This is a genomic window from Pyxidicoccus fallax (genome assembly GCF_012933655.1).
GTDB classification, from domain to species: Bacteria; Myxococcota; Myxococcia; order Myxococcales; family Myxococcaceae; genus Myxococcus; species Myxococcus fallax.
In genome coordinates, this window is the sequence record NZ_JABBJJ010000020.1 from 50179 (window position 1) to 72377 (window position 22199).

Consider the following 22199-nt stretch of genomic DNA (forward strand, 5'->3'; position numbering starts at 1 on the left):
GCTTGCAGGCCCGGAGAGGCACTCCCACATTCAGCGGGCATTCTCCTCAAGAGGAATCGAGAGCCTGTATGAGTAGGGAGGTCTGGCCGGGCAAGCCCTGGCCGCGTGGCGCGACGTTCGACGGCACCGGAGTCAACTTCGCCGTCTTCTCCTCGGTGGGCACCCGCGTGGAGGTCTGTCTGTATGACCCCGCCAACCCGTCGAAGGAAATCGAACGCTTCGACCTGCCGGAGGTGACGGACAACGTCTTCCACGGCTACGTGCCGGGCCTGGAGCCGGGCACGCTGTATGGCCTGCGCGTGCACGGCCCCTATAACCCGGCCCAGGGACATCGTTGCAACCCCCACAAGCTCCTCATCGACCCGTACGCCAAGGCGCTGTACGGCGACGTGGACTGGCGCCAGCCCGTCTTCGGCTACCCGCTGGGCAACCCCCAGCAGGACCTGGCGAAGGACGAGCGGGACAGCGCCGCGGGCGTACCCAAGAGCGTGGTGGTGAGCGACTTCTTCGACTGGGGCAATGACCGGCGGCCGGACATCCCCTGGCGCAAGACGGTCATCTACGAGGCCCACGTGCGCGGCCTCACCATGCGCCACCCCGGCGTGCCCGAGCACCTGCGCGGCACCTACGCGGGCCTCGGCACCCCCGCCGTCATCGAGCACCTGCAGAAGCTGGGCGTCACCTCGGTGGAGCTGCTGCCGGTGCACGCCTTCGCGGACGACTCGTTCCTCAACGACAAGAAGCTGTCCAACTTCTGGGGCTACAACACGCTCTGCTACTTCGCTCCGGAGCAGTACTACGCCAGCCGCAAGAATCCGGGCGCCGCCGTGGCCGAGTTCAAGGCCATGGTGAGGGACCTGCACGCGGCCGGCATCGAGGTCATCCTCGACGTCGTCTACAACCACACCTGCGAGGGCAACCACCTGGGGCCCACGCTGTCGCTCAAGGGTGTCGACAACGCGAGCTATTACTGGCTCATGCCGGAGAAGCGGCACTACCTGGACTTCACCGGGTGCGGCAACAGCGTCAACGCGTCCAACCCGGCCGCGGCGCGGCTCATCGTGGACAGCCTGCGCTACTGGGTGAACGAGATGCACGTGGACGGGTTCCGCTTCGACCTGGCCACGGTGCTGGGGCGCACGGGCGAGGGCGGCTTCGACCGGAACGCGGCGATGTTCCAAATCATCCACCAGGACCCGGTGCTCAGCCGGGTGAAGCTCATCGCGGAGCCGTGGGACGTGGGGCTCGGCGGGTACCAGGTGGGCGGCTTCCCGGCCCCGTGGCGCGAGTGGAACGGCAAGTACCGGGACGCGCTGCGCCGCTACTGGAAGGGCGATGAGAACCTCGCGTCGGAGATGGGCTACCGGCTGACGGGCAACGCGGACCTGTACGCGGAGGCGCGGCGCAAGCCGCAGGCGAGCATCAACTTCGTCACCGCGCACGACGGCTTCACGCTGCACGACCTCGTCACGTACAGCCACAAGCACAACGAGGCCAACGGCGAGCACAACCGCGACGGCGCGGATGACAACCAGTCGTGGAACTGCGGCGTGGAGGGCGAGACGGACAAGGCGGACGTCGTCGCCCTGCGCGAGCGGCAGAAGCGCAACCTCCTGGCGTCGCTCTTCCTGTCCACCGGCGTGCCGATGATTGTCTCCGGCGACGAGATGGGCCGGACGCAGGGGGGCAACAACAACGCGTACTGCCAGGACAATGACTTGTCCTACGTGGACTGGAACCTGGACGAGCGGCGCCAGAAGCTCCTGGAGTTCACGCGCCGGCTCATCCACTTCCGGCACGGGCAGCCGGTGCTGCAGCGCCGCCGCTTCTTCAAGGGCGCGCACCTGTGGGACTCGGAGCACAAGGACCTGACGTGGTTCCGTCCGGACGGGACGGAGATGAAGGCGGAGGACTGGCAGAAGCCCTTCACGCGCTCACTGGCGTTCCTGCTGGGCGGTGACGCCATCCCCACGCCGGACGAGCGCGGCCAGCGCATCTACGGCGACGCGCTGCTCATCCTGCTCAACGCGCACCACGAGCCGGTGAGCTACAAGCTGCCCGCGGCGGCGCCGGGCCAGCGGTGGGAACTGGGGCTGTACACGGCCGATGACAACCGGGCCGCGGAGCCAGCACCGGCGAACGGGAAGTTCGAGCTGATTGGTCGCTCGCTGGCGGTGTTCCGTCAGGTGGAGACCTGAGCGAAGTGCATCGCGCGGATGACGATTGAGGCTCGCGTGGGTTCTTCTCCACGCGGGCCCCTGTCGTGTCTAGGCTCCGGGCATCATGTCCCGGGACGCGCAGGAAGACGGAGTGAGGCAGGTGTATGGGGAGATTGCCCCGGCCTACGAGGCGCTCTTCCCCGTGCTGCACCGGTACGAGGACCGCGTGGAGCGCTTCCTCGCGGAGGCGGTGACACCCGGGTGCCGCGTGCTGGACGTGGGCTGCGGGCCGGGCCTGCACACGCGCGGCCTGGACGCCTCCGTCCACGTGGTGGGCACGGACCTGTCCCCGGAGATGCTGGAGCTCGCCCGCCGCGCCCGCCCCGAGGGCGCGTGGCACCTGCACAGCTATCACCAGCCGATTCCCCAGGAGTGGGGTCGCTTCCACGTCGCGCTGGCCATCGGCTGCCTGGACTTCTGCGAGGACCTGCCGGGCATGCTCGGCCACCTCGCCGCCGCGCTGGAGCCGGGAGGCCGGCTGCTCTTCACCGTGCTGGAGCGGCGCCCCGGACTCGAAGGCCATGAAGCGGCGACCCGCGAAGTCCAGACGGCGGGCCCGGCGGTGGCGCTGCACCTCTACTCCTTCGAGGAGACCGCCCGCGCGGTGACGAACGCGGTCCTGTTGCCCCGGGCCTACGCCCACGCCCCCGGCTGGGTCCACCTCACGGAACAGCGGACCATGTGGTTCGGCTGGTGGGACGTGACGCGCCGGTGAGTCCTCCCGGCCCCCATTCCCAAAACACCGTGCGGGGTGGTACCCGTCGTGTCACCCGCCGTGTGGAGTTGGGGCGCGTGCGGGTGAACACAGAGGGGACCACCTTTGACATACAACCGTTCCAACCCGCGCCCGAGCCGCCTCGTGCTGGCCGCGCTGGTCCTTCCGCTCCTGCTCCTGTCCTGTGGTGACTCCTCCGACCCCGGAGGTGAGACCTGTCCCGGCGGCGTGGTGTGTCCGGAGGGTAGCCGCTGCGCCGCGAAGCAGCCGGTCTGCATCGTCACGAACTGTGGCGACGGCACCCTCCAGGCCGGTGAGGCCTGCGACGACGGCAACGTGCTCGACGGAGACGGGTGCAGCCGGGACTGCGCGTCCACGGAGGCCTGCGGCAACGGCAAGGTGGACGCCTCGGCCGGCGAGGTCTGTGACGACGGCAACACGGTGAATGGAGACGGCTGCTCCGCCAACTGCCGCTCCAGCGAGACGTGTGGCAACGGCTTCGTGGACACCGCCTCCGGCGAGGTGTGCGACGACCGGAACACCCGCTCCGGTGACGGCTGCTCCGCCGACTGCCTCTCCAACGAGACGTGCGGCAACGGCATCGTGGACCTCGCGGCCGGAGAGCGCTGCGATGACGGCAACACGGTGGAAGAGGACGGCTGCTCCGCCAACTGCCGCTCCAGCGAGCTGTGCGGCAATGGCATCGTGGACACCTCGGTGGGCGAGGTCTGCGATGACGGCAATACTCAATCGGCCGATGGCTGCTCCTCGGACTGCCTCTCCCTGGAGACGTGCGGCAACGGCATCGTGGACACCGCCGCCAACGAGGCCTGCGACGACGGCAACACGACGGCGGGCGATGGCTGCGCCGCGGACTGCCGCTCCAACGAAACGTGTGGCAATGGCGTGGTGGACACCGCCGCCGGCGAGGTCTGCGACGACGGCAACACAACGGCGGGCGACGGGTGCTCCGCGGACTGCCAATCCAACGAGACATGCGGCAACGGCATCGTGGACAGGGCGGCGGGCGAGCTGTGCGACGACAGCAACACGACGGCGGGCGACGGCTGCGCCGCGGACTGCCGCTCCAACGAGCTGTGCGGAAACGGCGTGGTGGAAGTCGCGGCCCACGAGGTCTGCGATGACGGCAACACGACGGCGGGCGACGGGTGCTCCGCGGACTGCCGCTCCAACGAGACGTGCGGCAACAACGTGGTGGACGGCTCCGTCGGCGAGGCCTGCGATGATGGCAACACCGTCAATGAGCAGTCCTGCCCGTATGGTCAGCCCTCCTGCCGGGCCTGCGATGCGACCTGCCGGCACGTCCTGGAGCTCACGGGCCTGTACTGCGGCGACAACGTGGTCAGTGGCGTCGAGGTCTGCGATGACGGCAACTCCACCACCGAGGACACGTGCCCCTACGGGCAGACCTCCTGCCGGGTCTGCGATGCGACCTGCACCCAGGTGCTCACCCGGAGCGGCCCCCACTGTGGCGACGGCGTGCGCAATGGCCCCGAGACCTGCGACGACGGCAACACCACCAACGAGCAGTCCTGCTCGTACGGCACGAGTTCCTGCACGACCTGCAACGCCACGTGCACCGCGGTCCTCGAGCTGACGGGGCCCTACTGTGGTGACGGCGTGCTCAGTGGCCCCGAGGTCTGCGACGACGGCAACAACGTGAGCGAGACGGAGTGCCCCTATGGTCAGCAGCGCTGCACCCTGTGCAACGCACAGTGCGATGGGCTCATCTCCCGGACGGGCGCCTGGTGCGGCGACGGCGTGAGGAACGGCCCCGAGGCCTGCGACGACGCCAACGCCAACGCGTGCGGCGCCTGCGATGCGACGTGCACCGTGTCCCAGCTCGCCGCCGCGCGCGGCAGCATCACCGCCGTGCCGGCAACGGACCTCCGCGATGCTGAAACCTTCACCCTCCGGGATGGAATCAACCCGCCGGTCATCTTCGAGTTCGATCGGAACGGCACCACGCAGCAGGGGCGCGTGCCTGTCCCCTACACCTCGGGACTGACCGCCAACGAGGTCGCCACGGCCATTCGCGAGGCCATCAACGGCACGGCCTCCCTGGACATCACCGCCACCCGGACCAACGCCACGGTGAACCTGGAGAATGACCACCAGGGCAGCATGGGCAACCAGACCCTCGACGAGAACGTGGCGAACCCCACCTTCCGGGTGACGGCGATGTCTGGCGGCTTCGGCCGGGACTGCCCCGAGGGCACGCGCTGCACGCAGGACGCGGACTGCGACCTTGCCCTCGTGTGCGGCCCCGGCGGCACCTGCTCGCCCCTCTGAGCGCGCACAGGGACTCCCACCCCCTTGATCCGGGCTCGCCATCGTGTGGATGGCGGGCCCGTGGCCCCCCGCCGGGGGAGCAGGCGTCCCCACCGCGAGCCATGTGTCTCGCGGCGGAGTCCACCCCGGATACCTAGCTTCCCGAAGGCGCGGGGAGCGTCCGGCCCGGGCATACGTCATGGGCATGGCCCCCGCGAGTCACGGACTCACGGAGGAAGCGCACATGGCCGGGCGGGCGACTTCGAAGGCTGCGGGTGCGTTGGGACTATTGGCGGGCGCGGGGCTGGCGCTGTCGGCCGCGACGCGACGGGCTCGGCGCATCGACCTGCGCGGGCGCGTGGTGCTGATTACCGGCGGCGCACGCGGCCTGGGCTTCGCCATCGCGCGCGCGTTCCTCCAGCGAGGCAGCCGGCTGGCCATCTGCGGCCGTGATGGTGACAAGGTCGCCCAGGCCGTGGAGGCGCTCCGGCGCGAGGGCGGCGACGTGTTCGGCGCGGCCTGCGACACGAGCAACCCCGAGCAGGTCCGCGGGTTCGTCGACCAGGTGCTCGCGCGCTTCGGCACCATCGACGTGCTCGTGAACAACGCGGGCCAGTGCTTCGTGGGGCCGGCGGCCCAGCTCGAGGCGGAGACGGTGGAGAAGGCGCTGCGAGGCATCTTCTGGCTGCAGTTCCACCCGACGATGGCCGTGCTGCCGCACATGCGCACCCGCCGCTTCGGGCGCATCGTGAACATCACGTCCATCTCCGGGAAGCTCCCCGTGGCGCACCAGGCGGCGTACACCCTGGGCAAGTACGCGGTGACGGGCTGGTCGGAGACGCTCGCCATCGAGCTGGCCCGGGACGGCGTGCACGTCAGCACCCTCACGCCACCGCCACTGCGCAACGGCGCGCCGATGCACGTCCACTTCAACGGGGCCAGGGAGGGCGAGTTCATCTGGTTCACCCGCATCCTCACCTCGCGGCTGGCGACGACCACCGCCGACCGCGTGGCGCGCGTCGTCGTCGACGCCGCCGAGCACGGCGACCGGGAGCGGACCATCACGCCCCTGTCGTGGCTCGGAGCGCGGGTGCAGGGCCTCGCGCCGAACCTGATGACGTGGTTCATGACGCAGGTGGAGCGCTTCCAGCCGCCCCCGGGAGCCCCCGGTGAGCGCTCTCCGATGCGCCCGGGCCACGAGGTGGTGAACGGCAGCCAGGACCCGCGCGTCCATGCGCTGGCGGCCACGGCGCGCGCGGACGAGGAGCAGTACCTGCCCGGTCAGGCTTGACGGTGGGGCCGCGTCCCTGCTGGCGTGACTGGCCCTATGACACCCCGACAGGTCCTGGAAGCCTGGCTTCAAGCCTTCAACGCGGCGGATGTGACGAAGCTCGCATCCCTGTATCACCGGGATGCCGTCAACCATCAGGTCGCCAACGAGCCTGTCGTGGGGCAGGACGCCATCCGGGCCATGTTCGAGGGCGAGTTCGCCCAGGCCGAGATGGTCTGCATCCCCGAGAACATCTTCTGCGACGGCGAGTGGGCCATCCTCGAGTGGAAGGACCCCCAGGGCCTGCGCGGCTGCGGCTTCTTCCACGTCCAGGACGGGAAGATTCGCTTCCAGCGCGGCTACTGGGACAAGCTCTCCTTCCTGCGGCTCCACAACCTGCCGATTCCGAGCCGGTAGCGCCCACGAGCGGGTGTGAGCCATTCATGCCCCCTTCATGATGACTCCATGAAGATGTGCTCGCGCCGCGCTGGATAGCGTGGCGCCATGCTCCTCTTCGGACTCGGATGGGTGGCGACGAGCCTCGTCCACGCCACCACGGAAGCGCCCATCACCGCGGTCACCGTCTACAGCGACCGGGCCCGCGTGGTGCGCACCGCCACGCTCGGTGTCTCCGGCACGCAGCGCGTGGAGCTGCCCCGCCTGCCGCTCCTCGTGGACCCGGAGTCCATCCGCGTCGAGGCGCAGGGCGCCGAGGTCTCCTCCGTGGACGTGCGTCCCGCCAGCGCCCCGCCCTTCCCCCAGAAGGAGGCGCGCAAGCTCCTCGACACGCTGGACCGGCTGGATGACTCCATCGCCCGCGTGGAAGCGGAGCGCGCGGCGCATGAGGCCCAGCTCGCCGCGCTCCGTCGCGTCCAGCCGGTGATGCCGCGAAATGACGACGACAGTCCCTCCACGCCAGTCGACTTCGGGCCCCTGGCCCCCGCGACGTGGGGCCCCTCGGCCACCTTCCTCGTCGACAACATCGCGAAGCTGGAGTCGCGCATCCGCGCGCTGACGGAGCAGGCCTCGGCGCTGGGCGCGGAACGGACGGAGCGGCTCGCGGAGGCGGGGAACCTCGGCGCGCAACCCCGGAGGCCCGGCATCGAGGTGGCCGTCACCCTGGCCGGCAATGGACCGGCGAAGGTGCAGCTCTCCTATCTCGTGCCCCAGCGCGTGCGCTGGTATCCGCGCTACGAGCTCCAGCTCCAGCCGGAGCAACGGCGCGTGCAGGTGGCCCTCTCCGGCCGCGTCAGCCAGGACACGGGCGAGGACTGGGAGGGGGCGAAGCTCACGCTCAGCACCGCCCTGCCCTCCAACGCCACCGCGCTGCCCAAGCTCGCCACGTGGAAGATTGGCACCAGCGAGCGCTTCATCCCCGAGCCCCAGGCGCGCGAGGAGTCCGCCAGTCCGCCTCCGCCCCTGCCGCCTCGCGCTCCCGAGCCGGACCTGGAGCAGGAACTGCGCGGCCAGCTCCTGGCCCGCGCGGGCAGGTCCGCGGAGGCTCCCGCGCCGGTGGCCTCCAGGCCACCCGCTCCCTCGCGGTCGCAGGCCGCCTCCCCCAACCCGTCCAGTACCATCCTCGGCACCGTCATCGACGCCGCGAGCCGGCAGCCCGTGCCCGACGTCGTCGTCACCGCGACGACCCCCAATCTCCAGGGAGAGCAGGTCGTCGTCACGGATGCCGTTGGCAACTACCGCATCCCCCAGCTTCCGTCCGGCGTCTACACGCTTCGCTTCGAGAAGGAGATGTTCAAGCCCTATGCCCGCTCCGACGTCCAGCTCCGCTCCAACCGCACCATCCGGGTGAACGTGGAGCTGCTCCCCGAGTCGCTCGGCGAGGTCGTCGAAATCACGGGCAGGCCCCCCACCATCAACGTGGGGAGCACCACCGCGGGCGTGAGCGTCTCGGAGGAACTCGTGCGCTCGATTTCCACCCACTCGAATCCGTCCGAGCCCGTCATCGACTCCTTCGTGGGCCTCGCACCGCCGCCCGGCTGGCAGCCGCCCCAACTGGAGGCGAATCTCCCCGCGTCGCTCGCGGGCGGCTACGACCTGGCCTTCACCGCGCCGCGCCTGGAGACGGTGCGCAGCGGCCAGGGGGAGCGCACCATTCCCCTGCTCGTCGAGTCCTGGCCGGTGCAGGTGGAGCGCCAGGTCTTCCCCGCGCTCGCGCCGGACGCGTACCTCGTCGCCCAGCTGAAGAGCCCGTCTCGCGGCGTGCTGCCCGGCGGCGAGGCCTCCCTCTTCGTCGGCGCGGACCCGGCCGGCACCGCCACGCTGGACCTCGTCGTCCCCGGCGAGCCCTTCACCCTGCCGCTCGGCGTGGACCGCTCCGTGCGCCCCGCGCGCAACGTGCGCCTCGTGCAGTCCCAGGAGGGCCTCATCTCCAAGGACGACGTCAACACGTACGAAGTCACGCTGGAGGTGCCCAACCCGTACGCCTTCCCGCTGCAGGTGCGCGTGGTGGACCAGTGGCCGCTCAACCAGGACGGCAAGGTGGAGGTGAAGTGGGTGCGCACCACGCCCGCCGCGCAGTCGGACGAGAAGACCGGCGAGCTGCGCTGGGACCTCGTGGTGCCGCCGTCCAGCAAGAAGACCGTCTCCTTCGAGTACTCCCTGCGCCGTCCGAAGGACTGGCGCCTGCTCCAGAGCCCGTGAGGACGCACCCATGCCCTTCCTGCCCATGACCCTCGTGGCGCTCGCCACCACGTCGCAGATTTCCTCCGTCGTCATCTACCCGGACCGCGCGCAGGTGACGCGCGCGCAGACGGTGACGTGCACCCGCGCCACCACCGCCACCTTCGAGCACATTCCTCCGGCCGCGGCCCCGGAGAGCTTCCGCGCCCGCGCCACCAACGCCACGCTGGAGGGCCTCACCGCCGAGACACGCACGCGCGAGGCGGAGGTGGCTCCCGAGCGCGCGAAGTGGGAGACCCGCGCGCTGGAGCTGGAGCGGGAGCTGCACGCGCTGGACCTGGCGGCGAACCAGGCGAAGGACCTGGAGCGGCTGTCGCAGGGCTTCACCGAGGTGGCCGTCTCCCGCGTCACCCGCGAGCTGACCGGCGCGAAGCCGGACGTGCGTGTCTGGGGGGCGGCCTTCGACTCGGCGCTGGCGGTGCGCCTGCGCGCGGTGAAGGAGGCGCGGGACGTGGCGGAGAAGCAGCGCGCGGTGCAGCAGCGGCAGGCCGAGGCGGACGCGGAGCTGGCGCGCCTGAATGCCCTGGCCGAGCGCAGCGAGCAGCGCGTGGAGGTGCGCCTGTCCTGCCCGGAGGGCACGCAGGTCCGCGTGGAGCTGACCTACCTGGTGGGCGGCACGTCCTGGGAGCCGCTCTACGAGGCGCGGGCGGAGGAGGGCGCGGGAATCGTGGAGCTGACGTCGCTGGCCACGGTGCGCCAGCAGACGGGCGAGGACTGGGCGGGGGCGAAGCTGTTCCTCTCCACGGCGCAGCCGCGCCAGGACGCCACGCCGCCCGAAGTGACGCCGCTGTACGTGTCGGCCGAGAAGAAGATGAAGGAGCGCAAGGTGCTGGTGCGGCGCGAGGAGCAGCAGCAGCACGCCGAGGCCGGCGTCGCGGGGGAGGACGCGGAGGGCCAGGGGCTGAGCGTCTCGTCGCAGGGATTGTCGGTGCAGTGGGAGGCCCAGGAGGCAACGCGGGTGCCGGGAGACGGGAGCGCGGTGCGGGTGCGGCTGGGGCGGCACCGGCTGAAGGCGAACCTGTCCTGGCGCACGGTGCCCAAGCTGCACCCGGTGGTCTTCCGGGTGGCGCGACTGGCCAACACCACGCCGTTCCCGCTGTTGCCCGGTCCGGTCAGCCTCTTCCGGGACACGGGCTTCCTGGGGCATCAGCGGCTGGAGCGCGTGGCGAAGGGGTCGCCGTTCGAGCTGACGTTCGGGCTGGAGGAAGGCCTGCGCGTGAAACGCACGGTGGTGGAGGAGGTGCAGAAGCCCAAGGGCCTCTTCGGCGGCAAGCAGCGCTTCCGCTACGCGTACCGCTTCCAGCTCACCAACCACCGCGCGCGGCAGGAGACGGTGGAGCTGTCCGAGCACGTCCCCGTCTCCGAGCTGGAGGACGTGAAGGTGGAGCTGGAGCCGGAGTCCACGGCCGGCTACACGCTCGCCGCGGAGGATGGCATCGCCACGTGGAAGGTGGCGCTGGCACCAGGGCAGGAGCGCACCGTGGACCTCGTCTTCCACGTGGACGCGCCCTCCAGCTACGACACGGGTGGGCTGTAGGCGCGGGCTACCGCTTGCAGCAGATTCCCCCTTCGTCACCGAACTCGAGGCTTCCGAGCTGCTCCCGCCCGTCGGGGCACCCCTCCCTGTGGGTGCTCCCGTCTCCCGGGTCCCCAATCGCCTCGCCGCCCCGGGCGATGCACTCCTCGGGCGTCAGCAACTCGCCGGGCCGCTCTTCCGGCTCGTCGTCTCCGCAGGCCACCGCTCCCACGCCCACGGCCAGGATGACTGTCATGGCTCTCCACCCCATTCGTGCATGCCTCCTCTTGCGGGTTCACGCACGGACATTGCAGTCGATATGCCATGGGCGCCCCCCGACGGACGACGCGCGCGGGGTGGAGCACGGTCTCTCAAGAGTCTGATGGCGCATGGTGGAAATCCGGCGCTCGGAGGGAGGGAGGCCTCGGCGCTTTTCATCATCCGGCCCGTCGTGTACCTCCGGCGGCATGATGACCTTCCATTCCCGTTTCCGACTCCCGCTCTGCGCCGTGCTCCTGCTCGGCACCGCGTGTGCATCCACTCCGGACCGTGCCGCGCCAGACGCCACCCAGCAGCAGGCTGTAGGTCCCAGCGAGTACACGGTGGCCGAGGACATCCACGTGCGCCGGCTCGCGCCCGGCGTGTGGCTGCACACGACGCTGGGGGGCGCGGACTACAACCACTACCCGGCGAACGGGCTGCTCGTCGAGGACGGCGAGGGGACGCTCCTGGTGGACACGGGGTGGAACGCGCGGCACGCGGAGCAGTTGATGACCTGGGCACAGGACACGCTGCGCCGTCCGGTGCGCGCGGCCGTGGTGACGCACTTCCACGAGGACCGGACCGGGGGCGTGCCGGCGCTCGTGGCGAAGGAGATTCCGGTGTACGGGCTGGAGCACACCGCGAAGCTCGCGACGGAGCGGGGCCTTCCCGTGCCCCGGCACACCGTGGCTCCGGCGCAGACCCTGGGCGCCGTGGAGGTCTTCTTCCCCGGTGCGGGGCACGCGCCGGACAACGTCGTGGTGTTCCACCCGGACAGTGGCGTACTTTTCGGGGGCTGCTTCGTGAAGGATGTCGAGGCGAAGGACCTGGGCAACGTCAGGGACGCGGACGTGGCGGGGTGGCCCGCCAGCCTGGAGCGCACGCGTGAGCGCTTCCCCGGCATCCGGGTGGTGGTGCCCGGCCATGGCGCACCCGGCGGCCTGGAGCTGCTGAGCCACACGGGGACGCTGCTTCGCTGAGCTTCTCCACGAGTTCTCCACAGTGGGTGACTCGGCGCGCCGTGCTCCCGCGCCGGTTCACTCCGCATGGAAGAGTGAAGGCTGGGGAGAGCATCCGCGTGTCCCGGGCGTGGAAACGCGGGGCGTCGTGCTCAGGTTGCTCTACCCGGTGAGAGGCCGTGAGCGTTGAGCAGCGCACATGGGGTGGGTCACTCCGTGCTCGCCTGTCTGCCCTTGTTCGTTGGGCCAAAGACATATCAACCCTTCGGGGCGACCCGAGTGAATGGGCCGCCGATCTCACCGTCCCTACCCTGCGCGCTGAAAGAGCGCGGGCCGGACGGTTGACGGTTGGGGATGGAGGGCTGACATGAAACGTGTGGCGGCGGTGGTGGTGCTCGCGATGACGGTGGGCGGTTGCACTGCGTCGAGGATGGAGCAGAGGAACGGCTGCTGGGTGCGTCAGGTCCGCAGCTTCCCTTCATCGGTCAAGGAAGAGATTGGCCCCTGTGCGCGGCCGACGCCGGTCTGGTCCGAGGACCGGCTGACGCGGCTGGTGCAGGAGTGCGTGATGCATGCGGACTACCGCTGGCAGAGCAGCGCGCTGGTGGCGTGGAACCGGGGCGACACGCTGCCGGAGCGTGAGCCGGAGGAGAAGGTGCTCACGGCGTGCATGGCCCGGGCGGAGACGGTGCTGAACGCGGAGAAGGGCGCGGTGGAGCAGCGCCTGAGCGAAGTCTCCCAAGAGCGCGACCTGCTCAAGGCCAACCTGGAGAAGGAGCGCGAGGCGTATCAGGCGAGCATCGACAAGGTGCGTGCCAAGCACGACGCGAGCCTGGAGCAGGCCCGGGCGCAGCATGACGAGCACATGGCGCGAGCGCGGGACCAGATGCACGAGAGCAACGGCCGCCTGACGGAGGTGCTGGGCGAGGCGGCGAAGAAGCCGGCACCCGCGGCGATTGCCACGGCGACCTCTTCGTCCACCAGCGAGGGCAAGGCGAACACGCAGAGCGACTCGCTGGCGCGGGGGGACTCGGCGTCACGGGGTGATTCGAACTCGTCGTCGCGGAGGGATTCGTCGTCTCGGAAGGACTCGACGACGCGGGGGCCGACGGTGGCGAAGCCGACGTCCGGAGCACCGCTGCCCATGTGCCCGCCGCCCTCGGTGGCGAAGCAGGTCCGGGCGGACGCGAGCAGGCAGGAGCCGGCCGGCGCGGAGGAGCCCATGACCTGCAATCCGCAGAAGCCCGCTGAGTCCTTCGAGCCGGCACCGGCCGTGCAGCCGGTGCTGGCGACGCCCTCCGAGCAGACCGCGAAGGCTCCGACGCCGCTCAAGCCCGACGGAGAGCAGCCCGGCTCGGCGGAGTAACCGCGGCTGAGACAAAGACGGCCCTCCTCATCACGTGAGGATGAGGAGGGCTACGCTCGTGGGGAGCCGCTCAAACGCGATTGACGACGGTATCTCTGTCTTCAGGCGAATAGCTCTGAAAGGCGGGGATGACACCTGAGTCGAAGTATCCGGGCGTCCGCAGCACCGCCTCGAACTTCAGCGGGAACAAGTCCTCTGCTTTCTTCCCCAGCGCCTTGTAGTGACTGGCCAACTCCTTCCGAGTGGGCTGGGCCATGCCAAACCAGAACCCCACCTGCTTGGGTCCGCACGCGATGGCGGGCTGCAGCGCACCCGGCTCGTTCTCCGGCCCGGGGGTGCAGTGGCCGATGAACTCGGAGCCGTCTTTCGCCAGGAAACGTGCCTTCACGACCAGCAGTCCATGACGTGGAAGCGGCGCACTCAGGTCCGGACGCGGGCGCACGGTGGCCTCATCCTGCCCTTCGACTCCCTCCTCGTCCGAGGCGAACTCCCAGACCGGGCAGCGCTCCAGGTCTTCAGGAGTCAGCTCATAAACCTGCTTGCGAATCTTCTGCTGCTTGGATGCCTTCTTCGGCATGACAGCCCTCCTCGCAACGTTGGCCTGTTGATACCCACCGCCACAGGTAGCCATCCTACACCTGTCAGGCCCCGCCCCACCTCCGCGTCCCTGCGAACTGACGGAATCCAGAGGTGCCACGGGGCTGTCCCCGGGCTCCCGCGTCTGGCCGTGGGCGCTCTGCGTTCACGCACCGGACAGGGTGTCCCCGGGTCCATTGCTCGCGGTGGCTCCCTCACATCGGGCCGTCCGGCCGGACCGCCGTGAGGTCCACCGAGCAGACTCCACCGTATGGGGTCTTCTCAGAACTAGCTCAACCGGGAAGAGCACAAGATTGCCAATCTTGAGGTTGGAGGTTCGAATCCTCCGTTCTGATCCGATCTGAAAAATCGGTCATCCACCAGGGAGCCCTACCCGGAGCTGACGCGAGCGCCGGCCCGCCCCTTCCACCTCTCCCGCGGTGACGCCCGGCCGTCCGCCAGGGCGACAGGTCCACCCCGAGCCGTCAGCGGGCGCACCTGCCGCCGTCCGTGGACAGTCACGGCCCATCAGCGCGAGTGGACCGGAAGCGGTCAGGGCATGCAGTCGGCGCTTCACGTCCGTGAAGGGCGGGGCTCTCACTTTTCAGCAGTACCCGGGACCACCCTCGGTCCCGGTCTCAGTGGCTCCCCCAAAGCGGGGAGAAGGGAGGTGCGCGATGAGCATCATGCGTGTGGATGTCGGGCAGAACGAGCGGGCTTTCGTCCTCGTGGACGAGCAGCCGGCGCGCTACCTCGTGCCCGGCCGGTACTGGCTGGTCTACCCCTTCCGCAAGGTGCGGCTCGTGCGCGTGAGCACCGAGCAGCCCCTCGCCAACCTCGACACCGCCCTGCTCGGCCTCGTGCCCGAGGCGGACCTCCAGGTGGTGGAGCTCGGCGCCGACGAGCGCGCCGTCCTCTTCCACAAGGGCCGCCCCGTGCGCTGGCTCGGCCGCGGTCAGCACCAGGTGTGGACGGTGGAGCGCATCCCCGGCCGCGCCCTCGTGCCCGCCGCGCCCTCCGTGCGCGTGGAGCGCGTGGACACCTCCGGCGTCGCCACCGCGCCGCTGCGTGACGACGTGCGCGCCCTCGTGCCCGCCAGCGACTACGTCGAGGCCACCGCCGCCGAGGGCAGCGTCGTGCTGCGCTACGTGGACGGCTCGCTGGACGCCGTGCTCCCCGCCGGCCGCCACGCGGCGTGGACGGTGGCTCGCAAGGTGCAGCTCGCCCTCATCGACCTGCGTGAGCGCCTGCTCCACGTCACCGGCCAGGAGGTCATGACGAAGGACCGCGTCACCCTGCGCCTCAACCTCTCCGCGGCCTTCCGCGTCGCCGACGCGCGCCGGCTCGCGGTGGTGGCCCGGTCGCCGGATGACGTCCTCTACCTCGCCATGCAGCTGGCGGCGCGCGAGGCCGTGGCGGAGCGCACGCTCGACGAGCTGCTCGCCTCCCGCGAGGCGGTGGCCGAGAACCTCTACGCCGACGTGAAGGGCCGCGCCGAGACGGTGGGCCTGGAGTTGCTGCGCTTCGGCATCAAGGACGTCGTCCTGCCGGGTGAGATGAAGGAACTGCTCAACCGCGTCATCCAGGCCCAGAAGGAGGCCGAGGCCAACGTCATCCTCCGCCGCGAGGAGACCGCCGCCACCCGCTCCATGGCGCAGACGGCCAAGGTGCTGGCGGAGAACCCGCTCCTGGTCCGCCTCAAGGAGCTGGAGGCCTACAAGGACCTGGCGGCCAAGGTCGGCCAGGTGCACCTGGTGCTCGGCGAGGGCGCCGTGCCCACCCTGCAGCTGAAGGGCTCCTGACCTGACGTGTCATGCAAGGGCCTCCGGGGAACACGCCCCGGAGGCCCTTCGCGCGTCACCGACTGACTCGCGAATCAATCTCGGGTAGCGTCGCGCCTCCCACCCTTGACGAGGAGCCCGCGATGACGTCTTCGAGCCACTACGTCCCCCACCTGCGCGACATCGAGTTCAACCTCTTCGAGTTCCTCGACATCGGCCACACGTCGCTGGGCCGAGCGCCCTTCGGGGACCTGGACGAGACGGCCGCGCGGCAGATGCTGCAGACGTTCGCCCAGCTGTGCACGAACGAGCTGGCGGCCAGCTTCGACGAGTCCGAGCACAACCCTCCGAAGCTGGAGGGCGGCAAGGTGACGCTGCCGCCGGGCCTGAAGAAGGCGATGGGCGCCTTCTACGACGCGGGCATGCACCTACTGGAGCAGCCGACGCACCTGGGCGGCCTGGGCGCGCCGCCGTCGCTCGGCTGGGCGACCTTCGAATTGCTGGCGGGCGCCAACGCGTCGCTGGCCTTCTACACGCTGGGCAACCTGCTCGCGCGCATCATCGACCGGCTGGGCACGGACGCGCAGAAGCGCCGCTTCCTGCCGCACATGGTGGAGCGGCGCTGGAGCGGCTCCATGGTGCTCACCGAGCCGGACGCCGGCAGCGACGTGGGCGCCGCGCGCACGAAGGCGCGCCACGTGGGCGGCGAGGTCTGGGAGATTGAAGGCGTCAAGCGCTTCATCACCAACGGCGACTCGGACATGGCCGACAACATCATCCACATGGTGCTGGCGCGGCCGGAGGGCGCGGGGCCGGGCACCAAGGGCCTGTCGCTGTTCGTGGTGCCCAAGTACTGGGTGAACGAGGACGGCAGCCTCGGCGAGCTCAACGGCGTGGAGTGCACCAAGCTGGAGAAGAAGATGGGGCTGAAGGGCTCCGTCACCTGCGAGCTGACGTTCGGCGACGGGAAGCCGGCGCGCGGCCTGCTGCTGGGCGAGGTGCACGACGGCATGCGGCAGATGTTCTACGTCATCGAGCAGGCCCGCATGGCGGTGGGCGTGAAGTCCATGGCCACGCTGTCCGCCGGCTACGAGCGCGCGCTCGCCTTCGCGAAGGACCGGCTCCAGGGCGCGGACCTGATGCAGGCCCGCGACAAGACGGCTCCGCGCGTGCCCATCTTCCGCCACCCGGACGTACGCCGGATGCTGATGGCGCAGAAGGCCCACGCGGAAGGGATGCGCGCGCTGTGCCTCTTCACCGCCGCCATCCAGGACGGCGTCGAGCTGAAGGGCGGCCACCGCGCCACCGAGGCCGGGGAGCTGGACGCGCTCAACGACATGCTGCTGCCGCTGGTGAAGGGCTACTGCTCGGAGAAGGCGTACGAGATGCTCGCGCTGTCGCTGCAGGTGCACGGCGGCTCGGGCTACCTGACGGACTACCCGGTGGAGCAGTACATCCGGGACCAGAAAATCGACACGCTCTACGAGGGCACCACGCACATCCAGGCGCTGGATTTGTTGATGCGCAAGGTGGCGCGTGACGGCGGGGCGACGCTCCAGGGACTGCTGGGCCAGATTCGGGAGACGGCCGAGGGCAGCGGCGGCGGCAAGGAGCTGGAGGCCGAGCGCGCCGCGCTGGGCCGGGCGCTGGGCGACGTGGAGACGATGCTCGGCACGCTGATGGGCAAGCTGGGCGAGTCCGTCTACCACGTGGGCCTGCAGGGCAACCGCGTGCTGATGTCCGTGGCGGAGCTGGTCATCGGCTGGCTGCTGGTGCGCCACGCGCAGGTGGCCCTGGAGCGGATGAAGAGCAACCCCGGCGACAAGGCCTTCTACGTGGGCAAGCTCGCCAGCGCCCGGTGGTACTGCCACGAGGTGCTCCCCGGCCTCGCCCACGCCGCCCGCATGGTGGAGGCCGGCAACCTGGACCTGATGGAGGTGCCGGAGGAGTCGTTCTGACGGGACGCCCCGGGGCTGCCCGCGCGGTGAGGGCGGGCCGCCGGCCCCGATGCGGTGCTGGAGGAATGATTCCTCCACGGTGACGTGCTGTCCCCCGGCCGCACCGTGGCCGGGGGAAGACACGCGGAGCCCCCGGGTGTGGTGCGAGAGCCCGCATCCCCGCGTCCTCACGGGGGCCGGAGCGCTGGCCCGGGGTTCGCAATGGGAGGGGACGTCATGCTCTCCGCCCTCTCCATCGCCGCCGCCCTCGCCCTCTCCTCTCCCGCCACGCAGGAGGGGGCCGTGTACGAGCGGGTGCCCTTCGCCGGCCACCTCGTCGCCTGCACCTCGGAGGGCCTGGAGGTCCTCAGCTCCGAGGGCCAGCCGGTGCGGGTGCTGGGCGCGGAGGAGGGACTGCCGGGCACCTCGTGCCTCGCGCTGGAGGTCGCTGGGGAGCGGCTCTTCGCCGCCACCGACGTGGGCATCGTCTCCACGGACGACACCTTCACGCTGGAGCCCGTGCTCGACGTGAGCTGGCACACGCTGCCCGACGCCGAGGACGCGAGCACCGCCGAGTACGTGGAGCGCCTGGACCTGCTCGCGAAGGTGCTGCCCGCGGATGCCACGTACACGGTGCTGACCTCGCGCTACGCGGGCACGCTGGACGGACGCGTGCTGGAGCTGGGCACCGAGCGCGCGTGGACCGTCGCCGGCCCCGTGTGGCGCATCGACGAGGAGCCGCGGGGCGTGCAGGTCGCCACGGAGGACGGCGCGTTCTTCATCGACTCGTGGGGACGGCTGGCCTCGCGCTGAGCGCCCATGTGGGAGAGGAGCAAGCAGCCAAGCCCGTTCGCTGCACGGCGGGGCCCTTTGGCTGCACCGGCTCGGAGGTGCACCGGGTGCGGGCGTAGGATGGACCCGCCGTGGAATCCACCTCTCCCGCCGCGAGCCCCGCCCTGCCGTCCCCCGCCGTGACGCTCCGGCGCGAGCCCTCCGCGTCAGGGCTGTCCTCGCCGCGCCAATGGGCGCGCCGCCTGCTGCCGCTGCTGCTCATCTGGGCCGTGCCGGGCCTCATCTCCGCGAGCCAGAACTACTTCTACACCCAGGCCAAGGACCCCTCGTATCCCTTCAGCCGGGCGCTGCTGATGCAGTTCCTGCCCTGGGAGTACTGGGCGTTCGCCACCCCGCTCATCCTCGCCGTGGGACGGCGCTGGCGCTTCGAGCGCGGCACCTGGCTGCGTAGCCTCACCGTCCACCTTCCCGCCTTCTTCGCGTTCACCGTCCCCCACCTGCTCCTCGTCCACTCGCTCGGACGCCTCGCCGGGGACAAGTACTTCATCGACAACCCGCTGCCCCAGTTCCTGCCCACCATGATGGGCAAGTACTCCATCACCCACCTGTTGACCTACGGCGGCATCCTCTCCCTGGGCTACGCCCTGGAGTACCACCGCCGCTACCGCGAGGGAGAGCTGGCCCAGTCCCAGCTGGAGACACGGCTGGCCCACGCGCAGCTCGAAGCCCTGCGCGCCCAGCTCCATCCCCACTTCCTCTTCAACACGCTCAACGCCATCTCCGTCCTCGTGCGCAAGCAGGACACCGCCGGCTCCATCCGCATGCTCACCGGCGTCAGTGAGCTGCTGCGCATGGCCCTCAACAACACCGGCCGCCAGCACGTCCCCCTGCACGAGGACCTCGACTTCCTGGAGCGCTATCTCGACATCGAGCAGACCCGGTTCCAGGACCGGCTCCAGGTGTCGCGAGACATCGACCCCGCCACGCTCGGCGCGCTGGTGCCGAACCTCATCCTCCAGCCGCTGGTGGAGAACGCCATCAAGCACGGGCTCGCCACCCGCTCCGGTGCCGGACGCGTGGAATTGCGCGCCTCGCGGCAGGGCGAGCGGCTGGTGCTGGAGGTGCTCGATGACGGTCCCGGGCTCGCTCCCGGCTGGGAAGCGGCCTCCGGGTGCATCGGCGTGGCCAACGTGCGCGCCCGGCTGCGGCAGCTCTATGGGGACCGCCAGTCCTTCACGTTGGAGAACCGGCCGGAGGGCGGCGTGCGCGCGCGAATGGAACTTCCATTCCAGCCCGCCGCCGTGGAGGCGCCCGCGGCATGAACGCGACCGCATGCATCCGCACGCTCGTGGTGGACGACGAGCCGCTCGCCCGTGAGGGAGTGCGCCTGCTGCTCGCCAACGACCCGGAGGTCAGCGTCGTGGGCGAGGCGGGCAACGGACCGGATGCCGTGCGGCTCATCCGCGAGCAGCGGCCGGACCTCGTGCTGCTCGACGTGCAGATGCCCGAGCTGAACGGCTTCGAGGTGCTCGCCCGGCTGGCCCCTGGCGAGGTCCCCGCCGTCATCTTCGTCACCGCGTACGACCGCTATGCGCTGCGCGCGTTCGACATCCACGCGCTCGACTACCTCCTCAAGCCCTTCCGCGACGAGCGCTTCCATGACGCCGTCGCGCGCGCCAAGGCACAGATTCGCCAGGCTCGCATGTCGGACCTCAGCCAGCGGCTGCTGTCCATGATTTCCACCTACGGCGAGCGTGACAGCGTGCCCCCCGTGCCGGCGCCGGTGGCTCCCGCCGCCGCGCCCGAGCCGTGGGTGCAACGGCTCGCCATCCGCGATACGGGCCGGGTGGTGTTCCTCGACGTGGACGAAATCGAATACATCGAGGCCGCCGACTACTACGTGCAGATTCACGCGGGCGGGAAGGCGTACCTCCACCGCGAGACGATGCAGAGCCTGGAGGCGCGGCTGGACCCGGAGCGGTTCATGCGCATCCACCGCTCGGCCATCGTCAACTCTCGCCGCATCCGCGAACTGCGCAGCGAGGGGCGGAGAGACCTCGTCGTGGTGCTCACGGGCGGCACCGAGCTGCGCGTGGCCCGCAGCCACCGCGAGAAGTTCCAGCACCTGCGCTGAGCGACCTGGCGTACCGATTGGCCGCGCACCCTGCCGCGTTCGCCGCGTCTGAGTCAGGACGCGGATGGGACTTGCAGCGGAGTCGCCTCGGCTCTCCGGCCGACGCCAGTGGGAGCCCGCCTTGTCGGGCCCTGCCCGGAACGGAACCTCCATTCCGCGGGTCTCACCCACCAGGAGACGGGCTTCCCCGGCCTGACAGCCCCCTGGCCGCCCCACGGAACGGAACGTCCATTCCGCCTGCCAGGTCCGCCCCCCGGCCCCGTCGGACCCGCTTGCGTCCGGAATGGAGGCTCCCTTCCACATGAGCCTGTCGGTCCGCACCATTGCTCGCCTCTCCAACCAGTCGTGCCCGGACCGGAGGTTCCGTTGTGCCTCTCTGTCCCATTCGCTGCGCGAGCTGCCGCGTTCGCCGCACCTGAGCTGCCCTTTCGTGGCGCTGCTTTCCCCTCGGTCCCATTCGCTGCACGCAGTGCCTCGTTCGCTGCACGGGAGCGCGCGAGAAGCCACCTTCCGTCGCGCGGGAACGTCCTGTCCCGCTCGCCGCGGCCAGGGGCCCGTTCGCCGCACGCACGTCCCCATCGGCTGAACACTCCGCCGCCGCGCCGCTCGCGGGCGCATGGTGCTTTCCGTCACCCACGCCCACGGAGGCACCCCATGGTTCGCAAGTCCCTCGTTTCGTCGCTGCTCGCCGCCAGCCTGACGTTCGCTCCCGCCATCGCCCTCGCGGGTGAAGGCGCCGAGTGCCAGCAGGCGCAGATGAGCGCCCAGGCCGTCGTCGACAAGCACCTGAAGGCCCTGGGCGGCAGGGAGCGGCTGAAGGCCGTGAAGACCCTCCAGGTCACCTCCATCTCCAAGGAGGGCAACACCCTCACCCGCATGAGCATGCAGCGCGCGCGTCCCAACCTCATGCGCTACGACAAGGAGAAGGACGGCGTGACGTCGAGCAAGGCCTTCGACGGAACGCAGGGCTGGAGCGCCGAGGGCTCGGCGGCGCCGCAGCCGGTGGGCAAGGAGAAGAGCGCGATGATGGCCGAGGGTGCCGCCTTCGATGACGCCCTGCTGGACCCGAAGGCCCGGGGCACCACGCTGGCGCTGGACGGCGTGGAAGAGGTGAACGGCGCCCCCGCGTTCAAGCTGGTCCTCACCCGTGGCGCGAACAAGGAGACCCGCTTCATCGACCAGAAGTCCTTCCTGGAGGTGAAGCGCACCTCCGCCGGCATTCATGAGGGCAAGGCGTACAACAAGACGCTCTCCTTCTCCGACTACCGCTCCGTGGACGGCATCATGATGAGCCACCGCGTGCAGTGGGAGGGTGACGGCTCGAAGGGCGAGAAGGTCATCCAGAGCGCTCGCTACGACGCGCCCATCGACGCCGCGACGTTCAAGCTGGCCACCCCGCGGAGCTGAGACCTCCGAGCTGGAAGGGTGCTCCGGCACGGCCCGGCCGGAGCACCCTCCCCAGGCGCGGGTGCTCGTTCGCAAAGCACTTCATGCGTGCGGCGCTCGCGCCAGCACCAGACCTCTCGCGGCCCTGTCTCTCCTCCTGCTCTCACGTCCGCCGCATGGCAACCCATCTCCTCCTCCTGGCGCTCACCGCCGTAGCCATTCAATCCCCTCCGGTCGAGCCGCTCCCGGTCCCCGCGCAGCCCAGGATGGAGGACCCGATGCTCACGCCCGTCCCGCC

17 protein-coding genes and 1 tRNA gene are annotated in these 22199 nt (G+C 70.3%); 16 read left to right on the forward strand and 2 right to left on the reverse strand.

The window, feature by feature from the left end; genetic code table 11:
• The first annotated feature begins 68 nt into the window (after window positions 1-68).
• From glgX to HG543_RS06710, 7 genes are all read left to right on the forward strand, one after another.
• Entirely contained in the window at window positions 69-2198 is a 2130-nt protein-coding gene (gene glgX / locus HG543_RS06680) for a glycogen debranching protein GlgX (protein ID WP_169343839.1), read from the forward strand.
• Window positions 2199-2283: 85 nt separating this feature from the next.
• On the forward strand, window positions 2284-2934 hold the full coding sequence (locus HG543_RS06685) for a class I SAM-dependent methyltransferase (protein ID WP_169343840.1): 651 nt from the start codon (window positions 2284-2286) through the stop codon (window positions 2932-2934).
• Between the two features lie 105 nt (window positions 2935-3039).
• A complete protein-coding gene (locus HG543_RS06690; protein WP_169343841.1) occupies window positions 3040-5247 on the forward strand; it encodes a DUF4215 domain-containing protein in 2208 nt (735 codons plus the stop codon).
• A 223-nt stretch (window positions 5248-5470) separates the two neighbouring features.
• Window positions 5471-6517: an SDR family NAD(P)-dependent oxidoreductase gene (locus tag HG543_RS06695; RefSeq protein WP_169343842.1), complete on the forward strand. Its 1047-nt coding sequence runs from the start codon at window positions 5471-5473 to the stop codon at window positions 6515-6517.
• Window positions 6518-6553: 36 nt separating this feature from the next.
• On the forward strand, window positions 6554-6913 hold the full coding sequence (locus HG543_RS06700; protein WP_169343843.1) for a nuclear transport factor 2 family protein: 360 nt from the start codon (window positions 6554-6556) through the stop codon (window positions 6911-6913).
• Window positions 6914-7000: 87 nt separating this feature from the next.
• On the forward strand, window positions 7001-9154 hold the full coding sequence (locus tag HG543_RS06705) for a mucoidy inhibitor MuiA family protein (protein ID WP_169343844.1): 2154 nt from the start codon (window positions 7001-7003) through the stop codon (window positions 9152-9154).
• A 10-nt stretch (window positions 9155-9164) separates the two neighbouring features.
• Window positions 9165-10730 (forward strand): mucoidy inhibitor MuiA family protein, encoded by a 1566-nt coding sequence (locus tag HG543_RS06710; RefSeq protein ID WP_169343845.1) that lies wholly within the window; start codon window positions 9165-9167, stop codon window positions 10728-10730.
• Window positions 10731-10737: 7 nt separating this feature from the next.
• Here HG543_RS06710 and HG543_RS06715 read toward each other — a convergent pair whose 3' ends face one another.
• Window positions 10738-10965 (reverse strand): hypothetical protein, encoded by a 228-nt coding sequence (locus HG543_RS06715; protein ID WP_169343846.1) that lies wholly within the window; start codon window positions 10963-10965, stop codon window positions 10738-10740.
• A gap of 211 nt (window positions 10966-11176) precedes the next feature.
• On the opposite strand from HG543_RS06715, the gene blaPYX reads away from it, so the two are divergent.
• Both blaPYX and HG543_RS06725 read left to right on the forward strand, forming a co-directional pair.
• Window positions 11177-11950 carry a PYX family subclass B1 metallo-beta-lactamase gene (blaPYX, locus tag HG543_RS06720; protein ID WP_169343847.1) on the forward strand — a complete coding sequence of 258 codons (774 nt, stop codon included), beginning with the start codon at window positions 11177-11179 and terminating at the stop codon, window positions 11948-11950.
• A 346-nt stretch (window positions 11951-12296) separates the two neighbouring features.
• Window positions 12297-13295 (forward strand): hypothetical protein, encoded by a 999-nt coding sequence (locus HG543_RS06725; RefSeq protein ID WP_246356812.1) that lies wholly within the window; start codon window positions 12297-12299, stop codon window positions 13293-13295.
• A gap of 70 nt (window positions 13296-13365) precedes the next feature.
• On the opposite strand, the gene HG543_RS06730 is transcribed toward HG543_RS06725, so the two are convergent.
• Window positions 13366-13872, reverse strand: coding sequence for a hypothetical protein (locus HG543_RS06730; protein ID WP_169343848.1), 507 nt, complete (start codon window positions 13870-13872; stop codon window positions 13366-13368).
• Window positions 13873-14153: 281 nt separating this feature from the next.
• On the opposite strand from HG543_RS06730, the gene HG543_RS06735 reads away from it, so the two are divergent.
• From HG543_RS06735 to HG543_RS06765, 7 genes are all read left to right on the forward strand, one after another.
• Window positions 14154-14227, forward strand: a tRNA-Gly gene (locus HG543_RS06735).
• Window positions 14228-14548: 321 nt separating this feature from the next.
• Window positions 14549-15673: a slipin family protein gene (locus tag HG543_RS06740; protein WP_169343849.1), complete on the forward strand. Its 1125-nt coding sequence runs from the start codon at window positions 14549-14551 to the stop codon at window positions 15671-15673.
• 122 nt (window positions 15674-15795) lie between these two features.
• Window positions 15796-17610, forward strand: a complete 1815-nt coding sequence (locus tag HG543_RS06745) for an acyl-CoA dehydrogenase (protein WP_169343850.1) — start codon at window positions 15796-15798, stop codon at window positions 17608-17610.
• A 216-nt stretch (window positions 17611-17826) separates the two neighbouring features.
• Window positions 17827-18402 (forward strand): hypothetical protein, encoded by a 576-nt coding sequence (locus tag HG543_RS06750; RefSeq protein ID WP_169343851.1) that lies wholly within the window; start codon window positions 17827-17829, stop codon window positions 18400-18402.
• A gap of 110 nt (window positions 18403-18512) precedes the next feature.
• On the forward strand, window positions 18513-19703 hold the full coding sequence (locus HG543_RS56740) for a histidine kinase (RefSeq protein WP_169343852.1): 1191 nt from the start codon (window positions 18513-18515) through the stop codon (window positions 19701-19703).
• Entirely contained in the window at window positions 19700-20515 is an 816-nt protein-coding gene (locus HG543_RS06760; RefSeq protein ID WP_169343853.1) for a LytR/AlgR family response regulator transcription factor, read from the forward strand. The genes HG543_RS56740 and HG543_RS06760 overlap by 4 nt, the downstream gene beginning before the upstream one ends.
• A gap of 654 nt (window positions 20516-21169) precedes the next feature.
• Window positions 21170-21922, forward strand: coding sequence for a LolA-like protein (locus HG543_RS06765; protein WP_169343854.1), 753 nt, complete (start codon window positions 21170-21172; stop codon window positions 21920-21922).
• Window positions 21923-22199: the final 277 nt, after the last annotated feature.